The organism is Saccharomonospora cyanea NA-134, from assembly GCF_000244975.1.
Lineage (GTDB): Bacteria > Actinomycetota > Actinomycetes > Mycobacteriales > Pseudonocardiaceae > Saccharomonospora > Saccharomonospora cyanea.
On record NZ_CM001440.1, the window covers coordinates 2,565,285 to 2,583,471 of the forward strand.

At 68.3% G+C, this 18,187-nt stretch carries 17 protein-coding genes and 1 pseudogene; 8 read left to right on the forward strand and 10 right to left on the reverse strand.

Annotated features, from left to right (window positions below):
- Positions 1–64: 64 nt before the first annotated feature.
- Together lpqS and SACCYDRAFT_RS12075 are read right to left on the reverse strand one after the other, a co-directional pair.
- Complete coding sequence (lpqS, locus tag SACCYDRAFT_RS26345; protein ID WP_157606500.1) at positions 65–502, reverse strand: putative copper homeostasis (lipo)protein LpqS; 438 nt, start codon at positions 500–502, stop codon at positions 65–67.
- 101 nt (positions 503–603) lie between these two features.
- Positions 604–1,374, reverse strand: coding sequence for an IS5/IS1182 family transposase (locus SACCYDRAFT_RS12075; RefSeq protein ID WP_005456203.1), 771 nt, complete (start codon positions 1,372–1,374; stop codon positions 604–606).
- 113 nt (positions 1,375–1,487) lie between these two features.
- Between SACCYDRAFT_RS12075 and SACCYDRAFT_RS27325 the strand changes: the two genes are divergently transcribed.
- On the forward strand, positions 1,488–2,939 hold the full coding sequence (locus SACCYDRAFT_RS27325) for a DEAD/DEAH box helicase family protein (protein ID WP_005456468.1): 1,452 nt from the start codon (positions 1,488–1,490) through the stop codon (positions 2,937–2,939).
- A 260-nt stretch (positions 2,940–3,199) separates the two neighbouring features.
- Here SACCYDRAFT_RS27325 and SACCYDRAFT_RS12085 read toward each other — a convergent pair whose 3' ends face one another.
- Both SACCYDRAFT_RS12085 and SACCYDRAFT_RS12090 read right to left on the reverse strand, forming a co-directional pair.
- Positions 3,200–3,721, reverse strand: coding sequence for a DinB family protein (locus SACCYDRAFT_RS12085; RefSeq protein WP_005456469.1), 522 nt, complete (start codon positions 3,719–3,721; stop codon positions 3,200–3,202).
- 397 nt (positions 3,722–4,118) lie between these two features.
- The gene (locus SACCYDRAFT_RS12090) at positions 4,119–4,958 is read right to left on the reverse strand and encodes a helix-turn-helix domain-containing GNAT family N-acetyltransferase (RefSeq protein WP_198284986.1); all 840 of its coding nucleotides are present in this window, start codon (positions 4,956–4,958) and stop codon (positions 4,119–4,121) included.
- A 101-nt stretch (positions 4,959–5,059) separates the two neighbouring features.
- On the opposite strand from SACCYDRAFT_RS12090, the gene SACCYDRAFT_RS12095 reads away from it, so the two are divergent.
- The 3 genes from SACCYDRAFT_RS12095 (at position 5,060) to SACCYDRAFT_RS12105 (ending at position 8,836) form a co-directional block, all read left to right on the forward strand.
- Positions 5,060–6,409 carry an NAD(P)-binding domain-containing protein gene (locus SACCYDRAFT_RS12095; RefSeq protein ID WP_005456471.1) on the forward strand — a complete coding sequence of 450 codons (1,350 nt, stop codon included), beginning with the start codon at positions 5,060–5,062 and terminating at the stop codon, positions 6,407–6,409.
- A 38-nt stretch (positions 6,410–6,447) separates the two neighbouring features.
- The gene (locus SACCYDRAFT_RS12100; RefSeq protein WP_005456473.1) at positions 6,448–7,644 is read left to right on the forward strand and encodes an MFS transporter; all 1,197 of its coding nucleotides are present in this window, start codon (positions 6,448–6,450) and stop codon (positions 7,642–7,644) included.
- Between the two features lie 127 nt (positions 7,645–7,771).
- Positions 7,772–8,836, forward strand: a complete 1,065-nt coding sequence (locus tag SACCYDRAFT_RS12105) for a flavin-containing monooxygenase (RefSeq protein WP_005438404.1) — start codon at positions 7,772–7,774, stop codon at positions 8,834–8,836.
- A 57-nt stretch (positions 8,837–8,893) separates the two neighbouring features.
- On the opposite strand, the gene SACCYDRAFT_RS12110 is transcribed toward SACCYDRAFT_RS12105, so the two are convergent.
- The 3 genes and pseudogenes from SACCYDRAFT_RS12110 to SACCYDRAFT_RS12115 form a co-directional block, all read right to left on the reverse strand.
- A complete protein-coding gene (locus tag SACCYDRAFT_RS12110; protein WP_005456474.1) occupies positions 8,894–9,304 on the reverse strand; it encodes an arsenate reductase ArsC in 411 nt (136 codons plus the stop codon).
- Positions 9,305–9,416: 112 nt separating this feature from the next.
- Positions 9,417–9,569 (reverse strand): annotated as a pseudogene (locus SACCYDRAFT_RS27260) (arsenate reductase ArsC); the annotation flags it as partial.
- A gap of 98 nt (positions 9,570–9,667) precedes the next feature.
- Positions 9,668–9,979 (reverse strand): ArsR/SmtB family transcription factor, encoded by a 312-nt coding sequence (locus SACCYDRAFT_RS12115; RefSeq protein ID WP_005438407.1) that lies wholly within the window; start codon positions 9,977–9,979, stop codon positions 9,668–9,670.
- A gap of 260 nt (positions 9,980–10,239) precedes the next feature.
- On the opposite strand from SACCYDRAFT_RS12115, the gene SACCYDRAFT_RS27200 reads away from it, so the two are divergent.
- Complete coding sequence (locus tag SACCYDRAFT_RS27200) at positions 10,240–10,545, forward strand: arsenic metallochaperone ArsD family protein (RefSeq protein WP_082245335.1); 306 nt, start codon at positions 10,240–10,242, stop codon at positions 10,543–10,545.
- Positions 10,546–10,621: 76 nt separating this feature from the next.
- Entirely contained in the window at positions 10,622–12,088 is a 1,467-nt protein-coding gene (locus tag SACCYDRAFT_RS12125; RefSeq protein ID WP_005456475.1) for an arsenic transporter, read from the forward strand.
- Positions 12,089–12,310: 222 nt separating this feature from the next.
- Here SACCYDRAFT_RS12125 and SACCYDRAFT_RS12130 read toward each other — a convergent pair whose 3' ends face one another.
- Both SACCYDRAFT_RS12130 and SACCYDRAFT_RS12135 read right to left on the reverse strand, forming a co-directional pair.
- Entirely contained in the window at positions 12,311–12,853 is a 543-nt protein-coding gene (locus SACCYDRAFT_RS12130) for a Tn3 family transposase (protein ID WP_157606595.1), read from the reverse strand.
- Complete coding sequence (locus tag SACCYDRAFT_RS12135) at positions 12,834–13,220, reverse strand: ArsR/SmtB family transcription factor (protein ID WP_005456476.1); 387 nt, start codon at positions 13,218–13,220, stop codon at positions 12,834–12,836. The genes SACCYDRAFT_RS12130 and SACCYDRAFT_RS12135 overlap by 20 nt, the downstream gene beginning before the upstream one ends.
- Before the next feature lie 189 nt (positions 13,221–13,409).
- Between SACCYDRAFT_RS12135 and SACCYDRAFT_RS12140 the strand changes: the two genes are divergently transcribed.
- Together SACCYDRAFT_RS12140 and SACCYDRAFT_RS25825 are read left to right on the forward strand one after the other, a co-directional pair.
- Entirely contained in the window at positions 13,410–14,525 is a 1,116-nt protein-coding gene (locus SACCYDRAFT_RS12140) for an ArsO family NAD(P)H-dependent flavin-containing monooxygenase (protein ID WP_005456477.1), read from the forward strand.
- Between the two features lie 236 nt (positions 14,526–14,761).
- A complete protein-coding gene (locus SACCYDRAFT_RS25825) occupies positions 14,762–14,968 on the forward strand; it encodes a heavy-metal-associated domain-containing protein (RefSeq protein ID WP_269744658.1) in 207 nt (68 codons plus the stop codon).
- A gap of 25 nt (positions 14,969–14,993) precedes the next feature.
- Here SACCYDRAFT_RS25825 and SACCYDRAFT_RS12145 read toward each other — a convergent pair whose 3' ends face one another.
- Complete coding sequence (locus SACCYDRAFT_RS12145) at positions 14,994–18,125, reverse strand: Tn3 family transposase (protein ID WP_005456483.1); 3,132 nt, start codon at positions 18,123–18,125, stop codon at positions 14,994–14,996.
- Positions 18,126–18,187: the final 62 nt, after the last annotated feature.

Below are 18,187 nucleotides of genomic sequence, written 5' to 3' on the forward strand. Positions count from 1 at the left end.
AACAGCGGTCTGAGGAGTGCAGCCGGTGGCCGTGCCGAGATCGTTCTCGGCACGGCCGGCGCGCTCAGGACCGTGCGATGCAGAGATCGAGAAGCAGGGTGCGTCCGGTTCGTCGGTGTGTGCGGTGGCCTACAGACGGCGAGCCCCGGGGGATGCAGGGACCGGACTGGGTGACGACCGACACCACGATCGCCAGAGCCCCGAGCGCGGCCAAGCCGTCGAGCGTGCCCTCGGAGCGGGGCAGCGCATGGCCGGTCTCGGTGAGGACGTGTTGCTGGTCGGGATGACCGGGGTGGCAGTCGGTGTTCGCGGAGTGTCCGAGGTGCGCCGAATGCTGCGCGACAACGGCCGCGCGCCCCGTGTTATGCCCGTGGTGGCTCTCGGTGGGGGAATGGGGCTCGCACAGCAGTACCAGGTGCAGGGCGACGAATGGCACGAGCACCGCGAAGGCGGCAGCGACCACCAATACGTGGAAACGGTGCGCGACCAGTCGAAAGCTCACAGTGACGAAAACTAACAGCCGCGAGGTGTTGTTGGGGTAAACGGCCTAAGGGTTGTCCCGTAAATGGTCGCTGACGTGCTGGGTGCCTGCTGGTTTCTGTGTCATCCGGTGAGGGTGAGGTTGTGGAGGCGGGCGATGCCGAGCATGGCGTGGTGAACGCCGTCGCCTTTGAGTCGGCAGTCGCGCAGGATCTTCCAGCCCTTCATCCGGGCGAAGACGTGCTCGACGCGGGCACGGACTTTGCGGTGAGAGGCATTGTGTTCCTTCTTCCATGCCGGAAGTTCGGCCTGGCCCTTCTCGCGGCGGTGCGGGATGACCAGGCCGGTGCCCCGGTAGCCGCCATCGGCGATGACCGTGGTCTTACCGACGGAGTCTTTCGCGCCGGAGGACTCCCACGCCTTGCAGTCGTTGCGGTTGCCGGCGACGGGTCGGCCGACCGCGATGACGAGTCGGGTGTCGGCGTCGATGACGACCTGGTGGTTGGTGGAGTATCGGTAGTTCTTGGACTGCTCGGCGATGGTGTGGTCTCGGGTGGGGACCAGGGTACCGTCCACGATCAGCACGGTGTCGGTACGGAACCGCTTGCGCTGCTGGAGCGCAAGCGCGGGCCCGAGGTGGTCGATGATGCGGTCGGCGGCCGACTTGGACACCCCGAACAGCGGGGCCAGTTGACGCAAGGTCAGGTTCGTCCGCCAGTAGGTGGCAACCAGCAGCACGCGGTCCTCCAGTGGCAGGCTCCAGGGCCGCCCCTTGCGCACCGGGTCCGCACCCTCACGCCGCAGAGCGGTGATCAGCTTGCCGAACTGGCGCGGGCTCAGCCCGGTGAACGGGGCTATCCAGGAGGGCTCAGACGCTGTGATCACACCAGACACGGCAAGATCATCTCACCCGCCACCAGCAGTTACGGGACAGCCCTAAGGCGGCCGAGATCGGTGACCGATTCGCCGACTGGATCTGGGAAGACACCAGCCGCGCGGCGAGCGTGATGCGCCGCTACAACGAGCTATTCAACGCCGAGATTCCCGCGGACTTCTCCAGCGTGGAGCTGTCCCTGCCGGGCCTGTCTCAGACGGCCCCCCCGTTGCGTCCACACCAGAAGGAAGCGGTGGCCCGCATCATCTACCAGCCCGCCACCGGCCTGGTGCACGACGTCGGCGCCGGCAAGACCCTTGAAATCATCGTCGGGATGATGGAGCGCCGCCGCCGCGGGCTGGTCACCAAGCCGACGGTCGTCGTCCCCAATGACTCGATCGCCGAGCAGTTCGAACGGCAGTGGTTACAGGCCTACCCCAACGCCCGACTCCTCACCGCAGGCAGTGCCGAGTTGGCCGACGACAAGAAGAAGGGCCGCAACGGGCGCGCCGAGTTCGTCGCCCGTGTGGCCACCGGCGACTGGGACGCCGTGATCATCACCAAGGAAGCGTTCCAACGTATCCCGCTGCCCGAGGACGCCCAGGAAGACTTCCTGCGCGCCGAGCTCGACGCGCTCGAGGTCGAGAAGAGAAGCCACATCGACTCCCTCGGCCCATCGATGACCAAACGCCTGGAAAACGCGATGGAGTCAGCAGAGCAACGCCTCCAGAGTCGGCTGGCCGAGATCGAGCGGGACGTGCAGGGCATGACCCTGGCTGATGCCGGTGTGGACTACCTGGTGGTCGACGAGGCACAGAACTACAAGAACGGGATGGTCAACAGCGCCATCCCCGATCTCGCGATCGAGGGCGCACATCGCAGTATTGACCTGGACATGAAGCTGGCGTGGCTGCAGAAGCAGCACGGCAGTGCCCGGGTCGTCCTCGCCACCGCCACACCGTGGACCGGCAAGTTCTCCGAGGTCTACCTGTGGCTGCGGCGCCTGGGACACGACCTGCCCCGCTTCGATGCATGGGCCCGCACCTTCGTCACCAGCGCCTCCTACATGGAGATGACCCCCGGGGGCACGCTCAGACCGAAGACACGCACGCGCGGCACCATCAACGAGCCCGAACTGTGGCGGCAGATCCGGCTGACCAGCGACGTGAAGATGCAAGCCGATCTGCGGCTGGGTGGGTTTTCGGGCGATCTTCGGCCGACGCATGGGACGGGCTGTCCGCAGCCGCTGGGTGAGGCTGCGGTCGATCGTCTGGCGGCGGCGCGGGTCGTAGAGCGAGAGGTAGATCGCCTCGTGCGAGAGACCTGCATGGAGGCGTCGCCGGGAAGTTGGCGTCGCAGCCAGCCCGCGATCTGCTCGGGCGACCAGCACAGGGCCAGCTTGGCCTCCACCAGTGCGCGCAGGGCGGGCCGTTGGGCGAGCTTGGCCGGCTTGGGGGACCGCCGGGATACGAGCGAAAGGTGCAATGAGTCCGTAACACTGCTGGCCAGGCGTCGTTGTCGGCGAGGGCGCGGTAGAGCGAGGCGACTGAGGGGTGCTGGCCAGCGTTCTTGCCGGTCTTGGTGATCAGCTTCTTCACGATGTCGGGCATCGCCTGTTCCCGAACCCTTGACATCCCTGCTTGGTCGGGCTCGTCGATGCGCGCATGCGGCCGGTGGCAGTTCACCGGCCGGCGCCCTGGTCAACCACGGACCTTCAGAACGCTGAGCGACCACCTCCGCGCGCTCGGCATCCCGCTACGCCTGTCCGCGTCGGCCCACAGAACGACGGAACAAACACGCTGGTGGCCCCTGGAACTGCTACGCGGCGCTCCGAGCGCACCGTCACTAAATACCCGCAGATCCGAGGGTGAGCTGTGCTCGGTGAAAGGCGAAATGCTTCGCTGGATAGCGGTAGACGTCGGCAAGGGTCATGTGGTCGCGGAAAAACGGGTCCCACCGAGTCGGAAAGTGCATCCCGCGCGCTAGCTCCGCGTCACTCGCCCGGTCGAGGCTGCGGTGTAACGCGGCGATGATGTGGTCGAACCATGCGTCCATGAGACGCGGGGTGAGCAGACCGCCACCGCAAGACCCCCAGTAGTTGAGGATGTGGAACAGCCCGGTGGCCGAGTTCAGCGACCAGGCGAATATGCGGCTGATCGGGTCGGGCAGGCGCCCGAAGGCGCGCACGAGCACGAGGAGAGCACGCACCACCTGATAACCGAACAGTAGATGGAACAACAGCTGCTGGTTGGTCCACCGGGTGCCACGTGACGGTCGGCGCAGGTCCTCAACTGTCGCGGCCGTGACCAGCTCGTGGAAGGCGGCGCGATCTTGCTCCCACTGCTCGTGCACGACCTGGCGCTGCATGACCTGTCCTCCCGGTCCCGCCTATAGGTTGGCACGACCGAACTGAGGCTCGCCTCAGCGCCCGGGCGTGCGTGCGTCGCACGTAGGTCGCGGCGATTAACACGGCGACCACTTCGTCACGGCCGAGGCGCTGGCCGCCGAATCCGGAGATGCCTGGGAGCGGTAGGCGGCACCGGTATCGCGGCAGGAAACGGCTGGAGCAGACATGATCTTGGTGTCGATGCCGTTACTTGGTGGAGCTTGTGTATGTCGGCGTTTTCGCCGCCCGTGTCGCCGATGGCGGCTTTCCGCACCACACGTGAGCTGCTGGCTGGCCTGCGGGGTGTGGGTGTTCGAGCCGAAGCTGGATGGGTGGCTTGGCGGGGCTTGTCGAGGTTTGTGTTGCTTCGGGTGGGTTTCAGCGGACCGGGGATCGGCGTTCGAGCAGGATGGTGTCGCGCCAGGCTCCGTTGAGCTGGGCGATGCGGTCGCGGATGCCGACTGTGCGGTAGCCGGCTGTGTGGTGCAAGGCGATGCCTGCCCGGTTCTCGGTGAAAAGGGAGGTTTGCAGCGTCCACAGGTCGGCGGCGTCGGCGGCGGTGACTTGTTTGTGCAGCAGTGCTTTGCCGACGCCGCGGCCCCGGTGGCCCTCGGCGACGTAGACGGAGGTTTCGGCGACGCCGGAGTAGCAGTCCTGGGTTGAGACGCGGGTGGCGGCGGTCCAGCCGACGACGGTGCCGTCGATCTCGGCGACCCAGCGGTGGTCGGGCAGCCAGGTGGCGTCGAGGGTCGCGCGGCTGGGCACGGTGGTCTCGAAGGTGGCGAGGCCGGTGGCGATTCCTTCGCGGTAGATGCGCCGGACGGTCGGCCAATCGCCGGGTCGCAGTGCGCGGACGGTGACGTCGGCGGGGAGGTTGTCGGGGCAGCAGGGCTGCGGTCCGAGTAGGCCCATGACGGCGTCGGCGGCGTGCGGGAGTCCGGAGCAGCAGGCTTCGTTGATCGTGACGACGCTGGCGGTGCCGTCCTTGCGGACGTGGACGAAACCGATGTCGGCAAGCTTGCGGACGTGGTGCGAGGTCGTGGACTGACTGGTGCCCAGGATTTCGGTGAGTGCACCGATGGTGATGCCCTGCGGGCTGGTGGCCACGGCGTGCAGGAGCTTGACGCGCACGGGTTCGGCCAGGCAGGCGAACCAGTCGGCGTAGGTGGTGGCCTGGCTTCTGGGCAGAAGCTGTGCTTGAGGCAGGGCGATCGGCATACCGCCATTGTATCGATGTGATTCGATGGTTGCCTTCATCGAGTTTGGTCGATAATGTTCGCCTTGTTCAATCGATCCGAGTCGATGAAAGGGGCTGTCGTATGACCGGGTCACCGGTGGTGGTTGTGGGAGCGGGGCCGGTCGGGCTGGCCGCGGCGGCGGAGGTGGTCGAGCGCGGGTTGCCCGCGCTGGTACTGGAACGCGGCCCGCACGCGGGGGCGGCGGTGGCGCAGTGGGGACACGTGCGGTTGTTCTCCCGGTGGGGCGAGCTGGTCGCCCCACCGGCGCGGCGGCTGCTGGAGACGCACGGCTGGCAACACCCGGATGAGACGACGTATCCGACGGGGCGTGAGTGGGTGCAGCAGTATCTGCGGCCGCTGGCGGACGCACTGGGTGAGCGGGTCCGCTTCGGTGCCGAGGTCACCGGTGTCGCCCGCCGGGGCCGGGACCGGGTGGTGGATGCGGGCCGGGAGTCCGAGCCGCTGACCGTGCACGTCCACACGTCCGACGGCACGCCGGAGCGCATCACCGCGCGGGCGGTGATCGACGCCTCGGGGACGTGGGGGTCACCCAATCCGCTGGGCGGAGACGGGCTGCCCGCACTGGGTGAGGCAGCGGCCACCGACCGGATCACCTACCTGATGCCCGACCTAGGCGACGACGCGGTGGCCACGCGGTACGCGGGGCGGCACGTGGTGGTCGCCGGCAGCGGGCACTCGGCGTTGACCGCGCTGGTGGGCTTGGCCGAGCTGGCCGCGCGGCACCCGTCGACGCGGATTACGTGGTTGCTGCGCCGCGAGGCTGTCGGGTCAGCGTTCGGTGGTGGTGAGGCCGACCAGCTCCCGGCGCGGGGTGCGCTGGGGATGCGTGCGCGGGCGGCGGTCGAGGCCGGGCGCATCGAGGTCGTACGTGGTTTCCGCACCGAAGCCGTGGAACACGACGCGACGGGCGCCTTGACGCTGCGGTCCTCGACTGGGCAGGTGGTGGAGGCGGTGGACGAGGTCGTGGTGGCGACCGGGTTCCGCCCGGATCTGTCGTGGCTGTCGGAGCTGCGGTTGGCGCTGGATGCGACGTTGCAGGCGCCGGTGGCGCTGGCCCCGTTGATCGATCCGAACGTGCACTCATGCGGGACCGTCTACCCCCATGGTGCGAAGGAGTTGGCGCACCCGGAGCCGAACGTGTTCCTGGCCGGGATGAAGAGCTACGGGCGGGCGCCGACGTTTTTGGCGTTGACCGGCTACGAGCAGGTGCGCTCGATCGCGGCGGCGCTGGCCGGGGACCGGGAATCGGCCGAGCGGGTGGAGCTGGTGCTGCCCGAGACGGGGGTGTGCAGCGGAGCCGGCCTGAGCGAGCTCGACACTGCGGTCGCCGACGCCGACGCCGACGCCGGCTGCTGTGGTGCCCCTGCTGAGCCGCAGACGGTGTCGTTGTCGGCGCCGGCTGCCCGCTGACCGGCGTGGGCGGGTCGCCGGCGCCGGTCGAGGAGGTTGTGCCGACATCCGCGGGATTGCGGCGGGTGCTGGTGGTGTTGTGTGCCACGGAGATCACCAGTTGGGGCGTGTTGTACTACGCGTTCCCGGTGCTGTCCGGGCAGATCACGGCCGCCACCGGGTGGTCGGCGACGTGGTTGACGGCGGCGTTGTCGGCCAGCCAGCTGGTTGCCGCGCTGGTCGGGATCCCGGTCGGACGGTGGCTGGACCAACACGGCCCCCGCAGTGCGATGACCGCCGGGTCGGTCTTGGCCGTGGCCGCGATCGTCGCGGTCGCCCTCGCGCCGAACCTGGCGTGGTTTGTCATCGCCTGGGTGGTGGCGGGGGTGGCGATGGGGGCGGTGCTCTACCCGCCGGCGTTCGCGGCGCTGACCCGCTGGCACGGCCCGAACAGGGTCCGGGCGCTGACCGTGCTCACCCTGGTCGCGGGATTGGCCAGCACCGTGTTCGCGCCCTTGGCGGCGGTGGTGTCGGCGCAGCTGGACTGGCGCGGCACCTACCTGGTGCTGGCCGCGATCCTGGCGGTGATTACCATCCCGGGGCACTGGTTCGGACTTCGGCTGCCGTGGCCGCCGGCGCCACGGCCGGAACCGCAGCACGCTCACAGTGTGGATCCCGCGCGCGTGGCGCGCAGCCAAGCGTTTGTGTTGTTGGTGGTGTCGCTGAGTGTGGCGGCGTTCGCGACCTTCGCGGTCGTGATCAACCTCGTGCCGCTGCTGGCTGAACGCGGCATCGGCACCGGCACCGCGGCCATCGCGCTCGGACTCGGCGGCGTTGGTCAGGTCGCCGGTCGCCTCGGCTACGCCGCCCTGACCCGCCACACCACCGTGCGGACGCGGACCGCGGTGATCCTGGCCGCGATGGCCGCCACCACCGCGCTGCTGGGGATGCTCACCACGGTGGCGGCGCTGATCGTGGCCTCGGTGCTGGCCGGGATGGCGCGTGGAGTGTTCACGCTGTTGCAGGCCACCGCGGTCACCGACCGGTGGGGAGCGACCCACTACGGGCGGCTCACAGGCCTGTTGTCGGCGCCGCTGACCGTCACCATGGCGCTGGCTCCGTTCGCCGGGGCGGCCCTGGCGGGGCTGCTCGGCGGATACTCCGCCACCTTCCTGCTCCTGGGGGCGCTCACCGCCGTGGCGGCGCTGCTGTCCCTCGCTACGGCCCCGACCTCCTCGAAAACCACAGCCACCTGACCCCGACCAAACGGACTCGTCGTCTCCTCCGCGCCGGGCCGGTGCGGAGGAGAGATCAGCCTGGCAGCCGTTCATCCAGCGGCTCATCAACAACGGTCAAATCCCCGAAAGAACTGAGGGAGAACTCATGCACGATGTCATCGTCATCGGTGGCGGCCAGTCCGGGCTCGCCGCAGCCCGCGCCGCCGTGGAGCGCGGCCTGGCCCCGGTGGTTCTGGAAGCCAGCCCGGAGCCGACCGGGTCGTGGCCGCGCTACTACGACAGCCTCACCTTGTTCTCCCCGGCCGGCTACAGCGGCCGACCCGACGCTGCCTTCCCCGGCGATCCCGAGCGCTATCCCACCCGGGACGAAGTCGCCGCCCACCTACGCGATTGTGCGGCACGTCTGGACGTGGAGATCCGCACTAACACGCGGGTCACCGCGGTCACCACCGACGACCACGGCGTGTTTGCCGTGCACACCGAGGCGGGCGACACCCTGCCCGCGGCCGGGGTGGTCGCCGCCAGCGGGTCGTTCGACAACCCGCACCGTCCCGTGTTCCCGGGCCAGGACGGCTTCACCGGCGAGATTCTGCACGTCGCCGACTACCGCAACCCCAAGCCGTACACGGGGCAGCGCATCGTCGTGGTTGGCGGCGGCAACTCGGCGGTGCAGGTGGGCTACGAGCTGGCCGAGGTCGCCGAGGTCACGCTGGCCACCCGGCAGCCTCTCGCGTTCATGCCGCAACGGCACGACGGGCAGGACCTGCACTACTGGCTGCGGCACACCGGATTCGACGACCTGCCACCGGAGTGGCTGGCGCGCCTGGTGTCCACCACGCTGGTGCTGGACACCGGCGAGTATCGTCACGCCCTCGACACCGGCCGTCTGGACCGCCGCCCGATGTTCACCGCCTTCGATGGAGACTCGATCGTCTGGGCCGACGGGACCCGGGAGGCGGTAGACACGGTGCTGTTGGCCACCGGCTACCGCCCGCACCTGGACTACCTCGAGCCACTCGGGGCCGTGGTCGAGGGGATGCCCCAGCACACCGGCGGCATCTCCACCACGCACCTCGGGCTGGTGTATGTGGGGCTGGAGTTCCAGCGCTCGTTCGCCTCCAACACCCTGCGGGGAGTGCACCGCGACGCCGAGTACGTCATGGCCGCACTGGCCGCGCACGTCCGCGGAGCCGGTCGCCTGACACCGTAGGCGCGATATGCGGGGGAATCGGGGTGTGGGGCCAGCTCGCGAGCTGGCCCCACACTGTCAGGATCCTGCGGGCACCAGCTCGGCCAGCAGCTCTCGCACACGGCGGTCAATCTCGTCGCGGATGGGCCGCACCTGCTCGATCGGCTTGCCGGCCGGGTCCTCGAGCTGCCAGTCCAGGTAGCGCTTGCCGGGGAAGATCGGGCACGCGTCGCCGCACCCCATGGTGATCACCACGTCGGCGGCCTCGACCGCGTCGGTGGTCAGCGGTTTGGGGAACTCCTGCGACAGGTCCATGCCGAGCTCGGCCATGATCTCCACCACGGCGGGGTTGACGCTTTCGGCGGGGGCGGATCCGGCGGAGCGAACGGTGACCCGGCCCTGGGCGTGGTGGTGCAGCAGCGCAGCGGCCATCTGGGAGCGGCCCGCGTTGTGCACGCAGACGAACAGCACTTCGGGGGTCGAGGACACGAGGTCTCCTTGGTTCTTGGCGATCGCGGTCAGGCGTTCGCGGGCGAAGCGGGGTCGCCGATGTGGCGAGATGGGTGTGCACCCGAGCGGTGGCGTGGAGCCGCGTGTACGACTCGGCCAGCACCGCGCGGATGGTTTCCGCGCCGAAGATGCCGCTGAACTGCGGTTGCAGGTCGGCGGCGGCGCGGTCGAGGAGTTCGGTGACGTGTGGATCAGCCAGCCTGTATTCCTCGGTGTCGTGGTGGTCGTTGGGTGGTGTGGGCATGGTCGGCCGCCTGGAGTCCAGTGCCGCAAGTGTCGGTTCGCGTGGTGTCTGCCTGAGTGCGCTCCCATCGAGTGGAGTTGATGGAATCCTGGGGTGGGTCAGGGGCAGGGGCGGCGCACCGCTTGGGCCTGGTGTGCCTGCACGGTGAGATCCGCGATACCGGAGGTGAGCATGCTCAACGCTTCCGGGCGAAGCCGGTAGTAGGTGTACCGGCCGCGTGGTTCGGCCGCGACGAAGCCCGCTTCGCGAAGAACACGCAGGTGGTAGCTGATGGTGGACTGCCGCGCCCCGGTGTCGTCCACGAGGTGACAGGTGCACATCTGCTCGCGTGCGAGCAGGCGCACGATCTCCGCGCGCAGCGGATCCCCGAAGAGTTTCACCGCGGCGTCGGCGACTCCTCCTGATTGCACGTCCGCAGCGTGGCCACGGACGTCTTGGTCAGCTGCAGCGACAGGAGGCATCAACATATTTTGATGACACCACCATGGCCGGGCCGGTGTCAAGCCTTCCCCGAGGCGCCATAGATCCCATGTGCCCTGCTCTTTTGTGCTCCCCGGCAAGACGGGTCCCTGCTGTAAGCGAATGCGTCATATCAGTATGTTTTGATGAATCAGCTGCGGTCGATGTAAGGTCGGCTGCCGCAGTGCTTCCGAAGGCGAAGGGGCCAGTGATGGCTGCTGTCGAGATTTACGACCCGGCGATGTGCTGTTCGACGGGGATGTGCGGGCCGTCGGTGGACCCGGCGGGAGCACACCTGGACGAGCACGGACGGGCGCTGCTCGTGGAAGACTTGCGTTCACCGTGCACCGAGGAGATCGCGGTCTTCCACGCCTTCGCCCGCACCGTGGCCGCGGCCAGTAACCGGTTCGTGGTAGTCGCCACCGACCACGCCGAACGCACCGTCGTGTTGCCCTGGCGTGCCACGGCACCGGTGGGTGCCGAGCAGCTCACGCTGTTGGCCGGCGGCGAAAACTGATCTCGCCGGTGGTCGGCGCCCACGTGGGCGCCGACCACCGGCTCCAACTCATCAGCACAGGAGAGACGACAACACCATGACGGTGGCAGCAGTCCTGATCTTCCTCGCCACGCTCACCCTGGTGATCTGGCAGCCCAGAGGCCTGGGCATCGGCTGGAGCGCGCTCGGCGGCGCGGTGGTGGCCCTGGCAACCACGGTGGTGCATTTCTCCGACGTGCCCACGGTGGTGGGCATCGTCTGGAACGCCACCCTGGCCTTCGTCGCGGTGATCATCATTTCCCTCATCCTCGACGAGTGCGGCTTCTTCGAATGGTCCGCGCTGCACGTCGCCCGCTGGGGACGCGGACACGGGCGGCTGCTGTTTGTCCTGATCGTGCTGCTCGGGGCCGCGATCGCCGCAGTCTTCGCCAACGACGGCGCCGCCTTGATCCTCACCCCCATCGTCATGCAGATCATGCTCGCGCTGCGCTTCTCCCCGAAAGCCACGCTCGGCTTCGTCATGGCCACCGGGTTCATCGCCGACACCGGCAGCCTGCCGCTGGTGGTGTCCAACCTGGTCAACATCGTCTCGGCGGACTTCTTCGGCATCAGCTTCGCCCGCTACGCCGCCGTCATGGTCCCGGTGGGAATCGTGTCCGTGCTGGCCAGCCTCGCCATGCTGCTGCTCTACTTCGGCCGTTCCATCCCGAAGACCTACGACACCACCGCGCTACGCCACCCAGCCTCGGCGATCAGCGACCAGACGACCTTCCGCGCCGGCTGGGTGGTGCTCGTCCTGCTGCTGATCGGCTACTTCAGTGCCGAACCACTCGGGATCCCGCTGTCGGTCGTGGCCGGAGCCGCCGCGATCATCCTCATCGCCGTGGCCGCACGCCGGCCCGCCTTCCTGTTCTCCCAGTCCACTCGGCAGCCGGTGACCGCGACGGTCGGCGCCGGGAAAGCCGGGACCGCGGTGAGCCATCCGGTCGGTGATCCAGGCAACACCGCCGATGCGGGCGACCTCGCGGCAAGCACGACAATTCCGGATGACGACCGTCCGATCGGGCCGCGGCGGATCCCGGTCGGCAAGGTCATCCGCGAAGCCCCGTGGCAGATCGTGCTGTTCAGCATCGGCATGTACCTCGTGGTCTACGGCCTGCGCAACCAGGGTTTGACCGACCAGCTGGCCAAACTGTTCGGGTTCTTCGCCGACCACGGCGTGCTCACCGCCGCCCTGGGCGTCGGAATCACCGTCGCCGTGCTGTCGTCGATCATGAACAACATGCCCACCGTGCTCATCGCCGCCCTGGCCATCGGCGCGGTCGGCGCCACCGGAATGACCCACGAGGTCATGGTCTACGCCAACGTCATCGGCTCCGACCTCGGACCCAAAATCACCCCCATCGGCAGCCTGGCCACCCTGCTATGGCTGCACGTGCTCGACCGCAAGGGCATGCACATCGGCTGGGGCCGCTACTTCCGCACCGGCATTGTGCTCACCATCCCCGTCCTACTCATCACGCTCGCCGCCCTGGCCGGATGGCTCACCCTCATCGGCACCTGAAGCAGGGTTGGCCCACCGCCAAGAAACTGGCCCGCCGCATCAGCATGACAACCCATCGCTGACACAACCGCCGGCTTCGCGCCACCTACTTCAAGGTCAGCGCGACCCCGGCACGGCGCTCACGCTACGTCGTGCCGGGGTCGCGCAGCGGCCGGAATCCGGTGCGGGTGTACTCGGCTTCGACCGGGAATTCGTAGGTGCCGTACGGGTTGACGTGCTCCATCAGCGCTGGGGAGATGTGCGCGAGCAGGTCGCGGTCGATCCGTCCGCGGTGTTGGCGAGGTGGGCGAGCGCGAGTTCGAGGTAGGCGGTGTTCCAGATGGTGATCGCGTTGACCACCAGTGATAGGCACAGCGCCTGCTCGGTCTGTTGCTCGTGGTGGCGCCGCCGCACCGAACCTTCGTGGGCGAAGAACAGGTCGCGGCGCAGCGAGTGCAGCGCTTCGCCTTTGTTGAGCTGGTGGGTGATCCGCCGCCGGTAGGCCTCGTCGGCGAGGTAGCGCAGCGCGTAGATGGTGCGCTGCAGGCCGCCGAACTCGACCAGGGCCTGCGCGATCGCTGAGCGTCGCGAGGCCGCGTGCAGCTTGCCGACCACCAGCGAGGCGGTGGTGTGCCCGTACTTCAGCGACGCGGCCAGGCGCAGCATCTCCTCCCATTGGGAGCGGATTAGACCGGTGTCGACGGTGCTGGCAATAACCGATCCAGCATGGACATCCGCGCCGCCACCGCCTGCTCGCTGGCCTGCGTCACGCTGGCACCCCCACAGCGGACCGCTGCGACTCCGCCAGCAGCAGCAGCGACTCCGCCAGCAGCCGCAGCGCCTCCGGGCGCACCCGGTAGTAGATCCAGGTTCCGCGCCGCTCTCCTTCGATCAGGTCCGCCTTGCGCAGCACCTTCAGGTGGTGCGAGATCGTTGGCCCGGCCAACTCGAACGACCCGGCCACGTCACACACGCACGCCTCACCATCGACATGCGAGGCGATCAGCGACAACAGGCGCAACCGCACCGGATCCCCGATCGCCTTGAACGCCCTGGCCAAATCCACGGCCTGTTTCGCGGTCAACGGCTCGCCCATCACCTGGGTCACGTAGGGCTCGCCGGTATCCGCGACCGGAAACTGTTGTTTAGACATGACTCTAATTTGACAGGAATCGAAGCATTGAGACAAGCTCGGGCAGCGGCATCGGAGCGTGTCGTCGGCCACCCGGGTGCCGAAACGACACGATTGCTTGCGACGGCGCCCCCGACTGCCGGCCGCCAGCCATGCCGCACCCGACATCACCCCGCACGGCGTGTCGCCACCAAAAACAAGGATGTGTTTGTGCCTGCAATGAGACCGTCCACCACGTCGACCGAGCCGAACCAGCACTACGACGTCGTGGTGATCGGCGGCGGACAGGCCGGATTGGCCGCAGGCTACTTCCTACGGCGAACCGGCCTGAACTTCGTCATCCTCGACGACCAGCAACAACCAGGCGGCGCGTGGCAGCACTACTGGGACTCGCTGCGCCTGTTCTCCCCAGCGGAATACAGCCCCCTGCCGGGATGGTGGATGCCCCCACAACCCGGCGAGGACTTCCCCACCGCCGAACACGTCGTGGCCTACCTCACCGCCTACGAACAGCGCTACCAGCTTCCCGTGCACCGGCCGGTCCGCGTTCAGACCGTGCACCAGGCAGGGAAGTGGCTGGCAGTCCACAGCAGCCAGGGCGTGTTCAACGCCCGGGCCGTGATCAGTGCCACAGGCACCTGGGCCGCGCCCCACCAACCGTCCCTGCCGGGACAGCAGCGATACACCGGCCAGCAACTGCACACTGTCGACTACCGCTCGCCCCAGCACTTCACCGGACAGCGAGTGGTCGTCGTGGGCGGCGGGAACTCCGCCGCCCAAATCCTGGCCGACATCTCCACCGTCGCCGACACAACCTGGGTGACCCGCCGCCCACCACGGTTCATGCCCGACGACGTGGACGGCCGAGTGCTCTTCGACGTCGCCACCCAGCGCGAAGCAGCCCGTCGCGCGGGCATCCCCGACACCGGCGGAGCCAGCAGTCTCGGCGACATCGTGATGGTGCCCAGCGTGCGCGACGCCCGCGACCGCGGCGTCCTACATGCCCACCCGATGTTCGACTCCCTCACCGAGCACGGGATCGCCTACAGCGACGGCACCGAACTGGCCTGCGATGCGATCATCTGGTGCACCGGCTTCCGCCCCCACCTCACACACCTCGCGCCCCTCGGCCTCGGCCAGGACGGCGATGTCCCGCTCACCGAGGGCACCCGCTCAATCAATGAGCCCCGCCTGCACCTCCTCGGCTACGGAGACTGGACCGGGTGGGCCTCCGCCACCCTCGTCGGCGCCGGCCGCACCGCCAAAGCCGCCGTCAACCACCTCACCGACCAACTCCACGACCGGCAAACAGTGAATTCGACCTGACCCCGTCAGTGTTGGCCCGGGCCGTGCACTGGTACCGCCCGCACGCCGTGAGCGGTTAGGGGCTTAAGGAATATCAGAACTGTAATTCTTTGACCGGTGATCCGGCTGGGTCGGGTTGCTGCCAGGCTGTCGCTGGCACTTGGGCATAAACCCACATCGGAACTGGCGCTAAGCCCTCGACCACCTGAGCTGCTCGTTGACCGGGGCATGAGCGGATTCGGGCGTGGATCGCGGGGCTGCACTGCTCGCTGTGCACCGGCACGATCGAGAAGGCCTTGGGCCGGCTGGAGGGTGTGGGCACGGTGGCGGTGAGCGAGCAGGTCCTGGTCGACTACGACCCCGACATTGCCGAGCCCGAACAGATCTTGGGCACGCTGCGCGAGATCAGAGCCCTGGCCGCACGGCACGACGTCGCGCGCCACCATCGCGAACCACCGCGCTGATCGAACGCGTGCTGGTAGGTGGCCGTCAGGAACCTTTCTTCGCGGTGACGCGCTGCCGCACCCGGTGCGGCGCGGTGACGGTCGGCGCTGCGGCCGCGGTGATGTCGCCGGGGAACAGTGCACCCGGCACCAGGTCGAGCGTGGTGACCGGCATGGCGTCTGGCGGGGACAGGTCCAGCACCCAGTCGCCGAACCGGCGGATGGTGTGGGTGATGTAGGGGGAGATGGTGGCCAGATCGTCGGGGTCGATCGGGTGCCCGTCGCCAGCGAGGGCGTTGGCCGCGGCGGTGATGTCGCAGGCGTTGGAGTAGATCACGCAGTTCGCGAGCAGCTCGTTGAACTTGATGATCTTCTCCTGGTAGTCCGGGTCGTTGCGCCCGATTGCCTCGCCGCCGAAGCGCAGCCACGCGGAGAACCCGTGGAACGCCTCGGCCTTGTTGGTGATCGCGGTGATCTGCTCGCGCAGCTGCGCGTCGGCGAGGAATCGCAGCAGCGTGATCGTGCGGATCACCCGGCCCAGCTCGCGGAACGCCCGGTAGAGGCGGTTCTTGCGGGAGTTGTTGCCCAATCGGCGCAGCAGCGTCACCGACGACAGGCGTCCCTCTCTGATCGAGATCGCGGTGCGCAGCAGGTCGGTCCAGTGCGTCTCGATCAGTCCCCAGTCGATCACGTTGTCGCCGAACAGCGAGTCGATGTGCTCGAAGCGCGCGTCCGCGCTGGGCCGGTAGAAGTTCAGATCCGCCCAGTTGCGGATGCGTGGGAGCAGGTCGAATCCCAGCAGCGCCGCGAGTCCGAAGACCGGCAGCGACTGGCCTTGGGTGTCGGCGTGGATCGTGTCGGGCTGGATGTCGGAGTCGTTGCGCAGCAGACCTTCGATGATGTAGACGGCCTCCCACACCCCACACGGAATGAAGCGCGAGAACAGGGCGATGTAGGTGTCGGAGATGTGCCGGTAGGCGATCCCGCCGTACCCGCCGTAGCGGATGTGGGACTCGGCGAGGATGTTGTTCTCCCACGTCTCCACCTGCGACCCGTCCACCGCCACCGCCCGGCCGTCCCCCCACATCCCGGCGACGTCGAGCTTTGCGAACTCGTTGATCACATCGGTGGACGCGGCGTCGATCTTGGCGCAGGTGGTGTGCTTGTTCGCCGCGATCGACAACTCATGCGTCGACACCTGGCCGCGCATGTGCCGCGCGACCTGCGCTGGGCCGAGCAGCGTGCCGTTGGCGAACACGGTCAACACGTAGCGGGCCATCGCGTCGCGGATCTTCGGGTCCGAGCCCGATGCCGGCCCGAAGTGTCGGGGCCAGCCGACCAGGTATGCGGTGCGGGCCAGGATGTCCAGCAGGCCGCGTTCGGGCAGCCGCTGGTGGATCGACTCCTCCAGCGCCAGCGCGGACGGGCGCCGGTCGGCGCCCTTGCGGCGGCGCAGGACCGGGCGGCCGTCGGCGAAGGACAGGTCGGTGTTGTGCGGGAACCCGGCGTCCACCACCGCGGCGATGTCGCCCAGCGCCGCCCGGTAGTGCGCCGTGAGCTCCTTCGGGTCCGAGGGGATCCCGGCCTGGCCGCAGAACTGCTCGGCCAGCGGCGCGCACTCGTCCCAGGACATCAGCTGCGCGTGCAGGTTGGCGTAGGAGTTGGCGCCGACCACGGCGATGTCCCCGGAGCGCAGCTCGGAGGCGAGGTAGGAGAACACGCACACCTCCAGGTGGCGGCGCACCAGCTTGCCCGGCCGGTCCTTGACCACCAGGATCTTGCGCCACGCCTCGGTGACGAAGTCGATGTCGATCGCCACCGTCACCGCATCCTCCCCGCGGCAGACCGTCACCTTCTCCGGGACGTACTCACCGGTACGACCCCGAATCGCGCGCAGGAACTCCACCGCGTCGGCCACGCTGTGATCCGCGCTGGTCGCCTCCAATTCCAGCGTGTCGAGCAGGGTGAACAGTGCCGAGCGGTGACTCCTGTAGAACTGCTCCAGCAGCGGCAGATAATTGTTGCCGTGATGCGCCGACACCACCTCGTGCGCCGCCGACAGCTGCTCCACCCCACCCGCATCCGCCAGCGTCTTCAGCAGCAGACGCCCGACCCGCTCGGCCACCCCGGCCGCGGGCTCCGGCGAGACCGTGCCGTCTTCGGTCACTGCGGTGGCTTCCCGGGCGCCAGCCAGGACGTCGCCGAACACGTCCAGCAGCCGCTCGGACTCGGCTCGGTGCTGTTCGTGCAGCTCGACCAGCCGCTCCCTGCCCTTCTTGTGGAGCACGGCCATCCGCTTGCAGAACATCGTCGCGACCTCGTCCCGAGCCGTGGTCCGGCACTCGTGGATCAAACTCGCCAACAACGTCAGCCGCTTCGCCTCGCCGATATCCCGCATGTCCCCGACATCGGTCACCCGAGCCTCACCGGCGAAGTGCGCAAGCTTCGTCGCCGGGATCCCGTCCAGCCACCGTTCGGTCGGACCGAGCGCGTCCAGCTCCTGCAAGTGGGCCAGACGCAACTTGAACTTGCCCAGCGTCGCCGCCTTCGCCGACGTCTTCAGCCGGTCGAACTCGCTGCGCCGCGACGTCGGATCCAGCCACAACAACCGCCCCAGCCGGGCCTTGCCGGCCAAGTCGATCCGCGGCGCGACCATCGCGTACAGCGCGGTGTTCGTCTCCGCCCGGATCGCCGCGGCCATCCGGTCCAGCGTCGAGAACCCAGGCAGCTCGCACCCTGCCCGGACCAGCTCCTCCAACGCCACATTGATCAGGTCAGCCGGGTTATCCTTCGTCGTGACCGCCTTGCGGATCGCCTCCCCGGCGACCCGCCGCGCCCTGGCCGCGTCATACTTCACCCCCACGAACGAGCGGACCAGCCCCCGGTGCCACTTCGCCGTCCGATCCGCATCATGCTCCAGAACCACCTCGGTAGCGAGCTCGAGCACCCCACGCACGTGCTCGACCACCACCGACGGGACCTCATCCAGCTTCGGGAAATACCCCAGCCGCTGATACGACTTCAACCACACCAGCAGCGCCAGCAAATGCGGATCGTTCTGCGTCTTCTCCCGCGCCCAAGTGATCTCGCCGATCGTCGGCGTGAACGCCTCAGCCAGCTCCCGAGCAGGAACCACCCGCTTGAACCGCGGATACGCGGTGCGATCGATCGCCGCCAACGCCCAGACCCCGAACCGAAACCAACGTGACCCAGCGCACCCTAGCCAGCACCCACAACACC

What these genes read in the sequence shown, in the direction of transcription:
- SACCYDRAFT_RS27325 (WP_005456468.1), top strand. Translation starts at nt 1,488, where the DNA reads ATGCGCCGCTACAACGAGCTATTCAACGCCGAGATTCCCGCGGACTTC.
- SACCYDRAFT_RS12085 (WP_005456469.1), bottom strand. Translation starts at nt 3,721, where the DNA reads ATGCAGCGCCAGGTCGTGCACGAGCAGTGGGAGCAAGATCGCGCCGCC.
- SACCYDRAFT_RS12125 (WP_005456475.1), top strand. Translation starts at nt 10,622, where the DNA reads ATGACGGTGGCAGCAGTCCTGATCTTCCTCGCCACGCTCACCCTGGTG.
- SACCYDRAFT_RS12095 (WP_005456471.1), top strand. Translation starts at nt 5,060, where the DNA reads ATGACCGGGTCACCGGTGGTGGTTGTGGGAGCGGGGCCGGTCGGGCTG.
- SACCYDRAFT_RS12105 (WP_005438404.1), top strand. Translation starts at nt 7,772, where the DNA reads ATGCACGATGTCATCGTCATCGGTGGCGGCCAGTCCGGGCTCGCCGCA.
- SACCYDRAFT_RS27200 (WP_082245335.1), top strand. Translation starts at nt 10,240, where the DNA reads ATGGCTGCTGTCGAGATTTACGACCCGGCGATGTGCTGTTCGACGGGG.
- SACCYDRAFT_RS12135 (WP_005456476.1), bottom strand. Translation starts at nt 13,220, where the DNA reads ATGTCTAAACAACAGTTTCCGGTCGCGGATACCGGCGAGCCCTACGTG.
- SACCYDRAFT_RS12090 (WP_198284986.1), bottom strand. Translation starts at nt 4,958, where the DNA reads ATGCCGATCGCCCTGCCTCAAGCACAGCTTCTGCCCAGAAGCCAGGCC.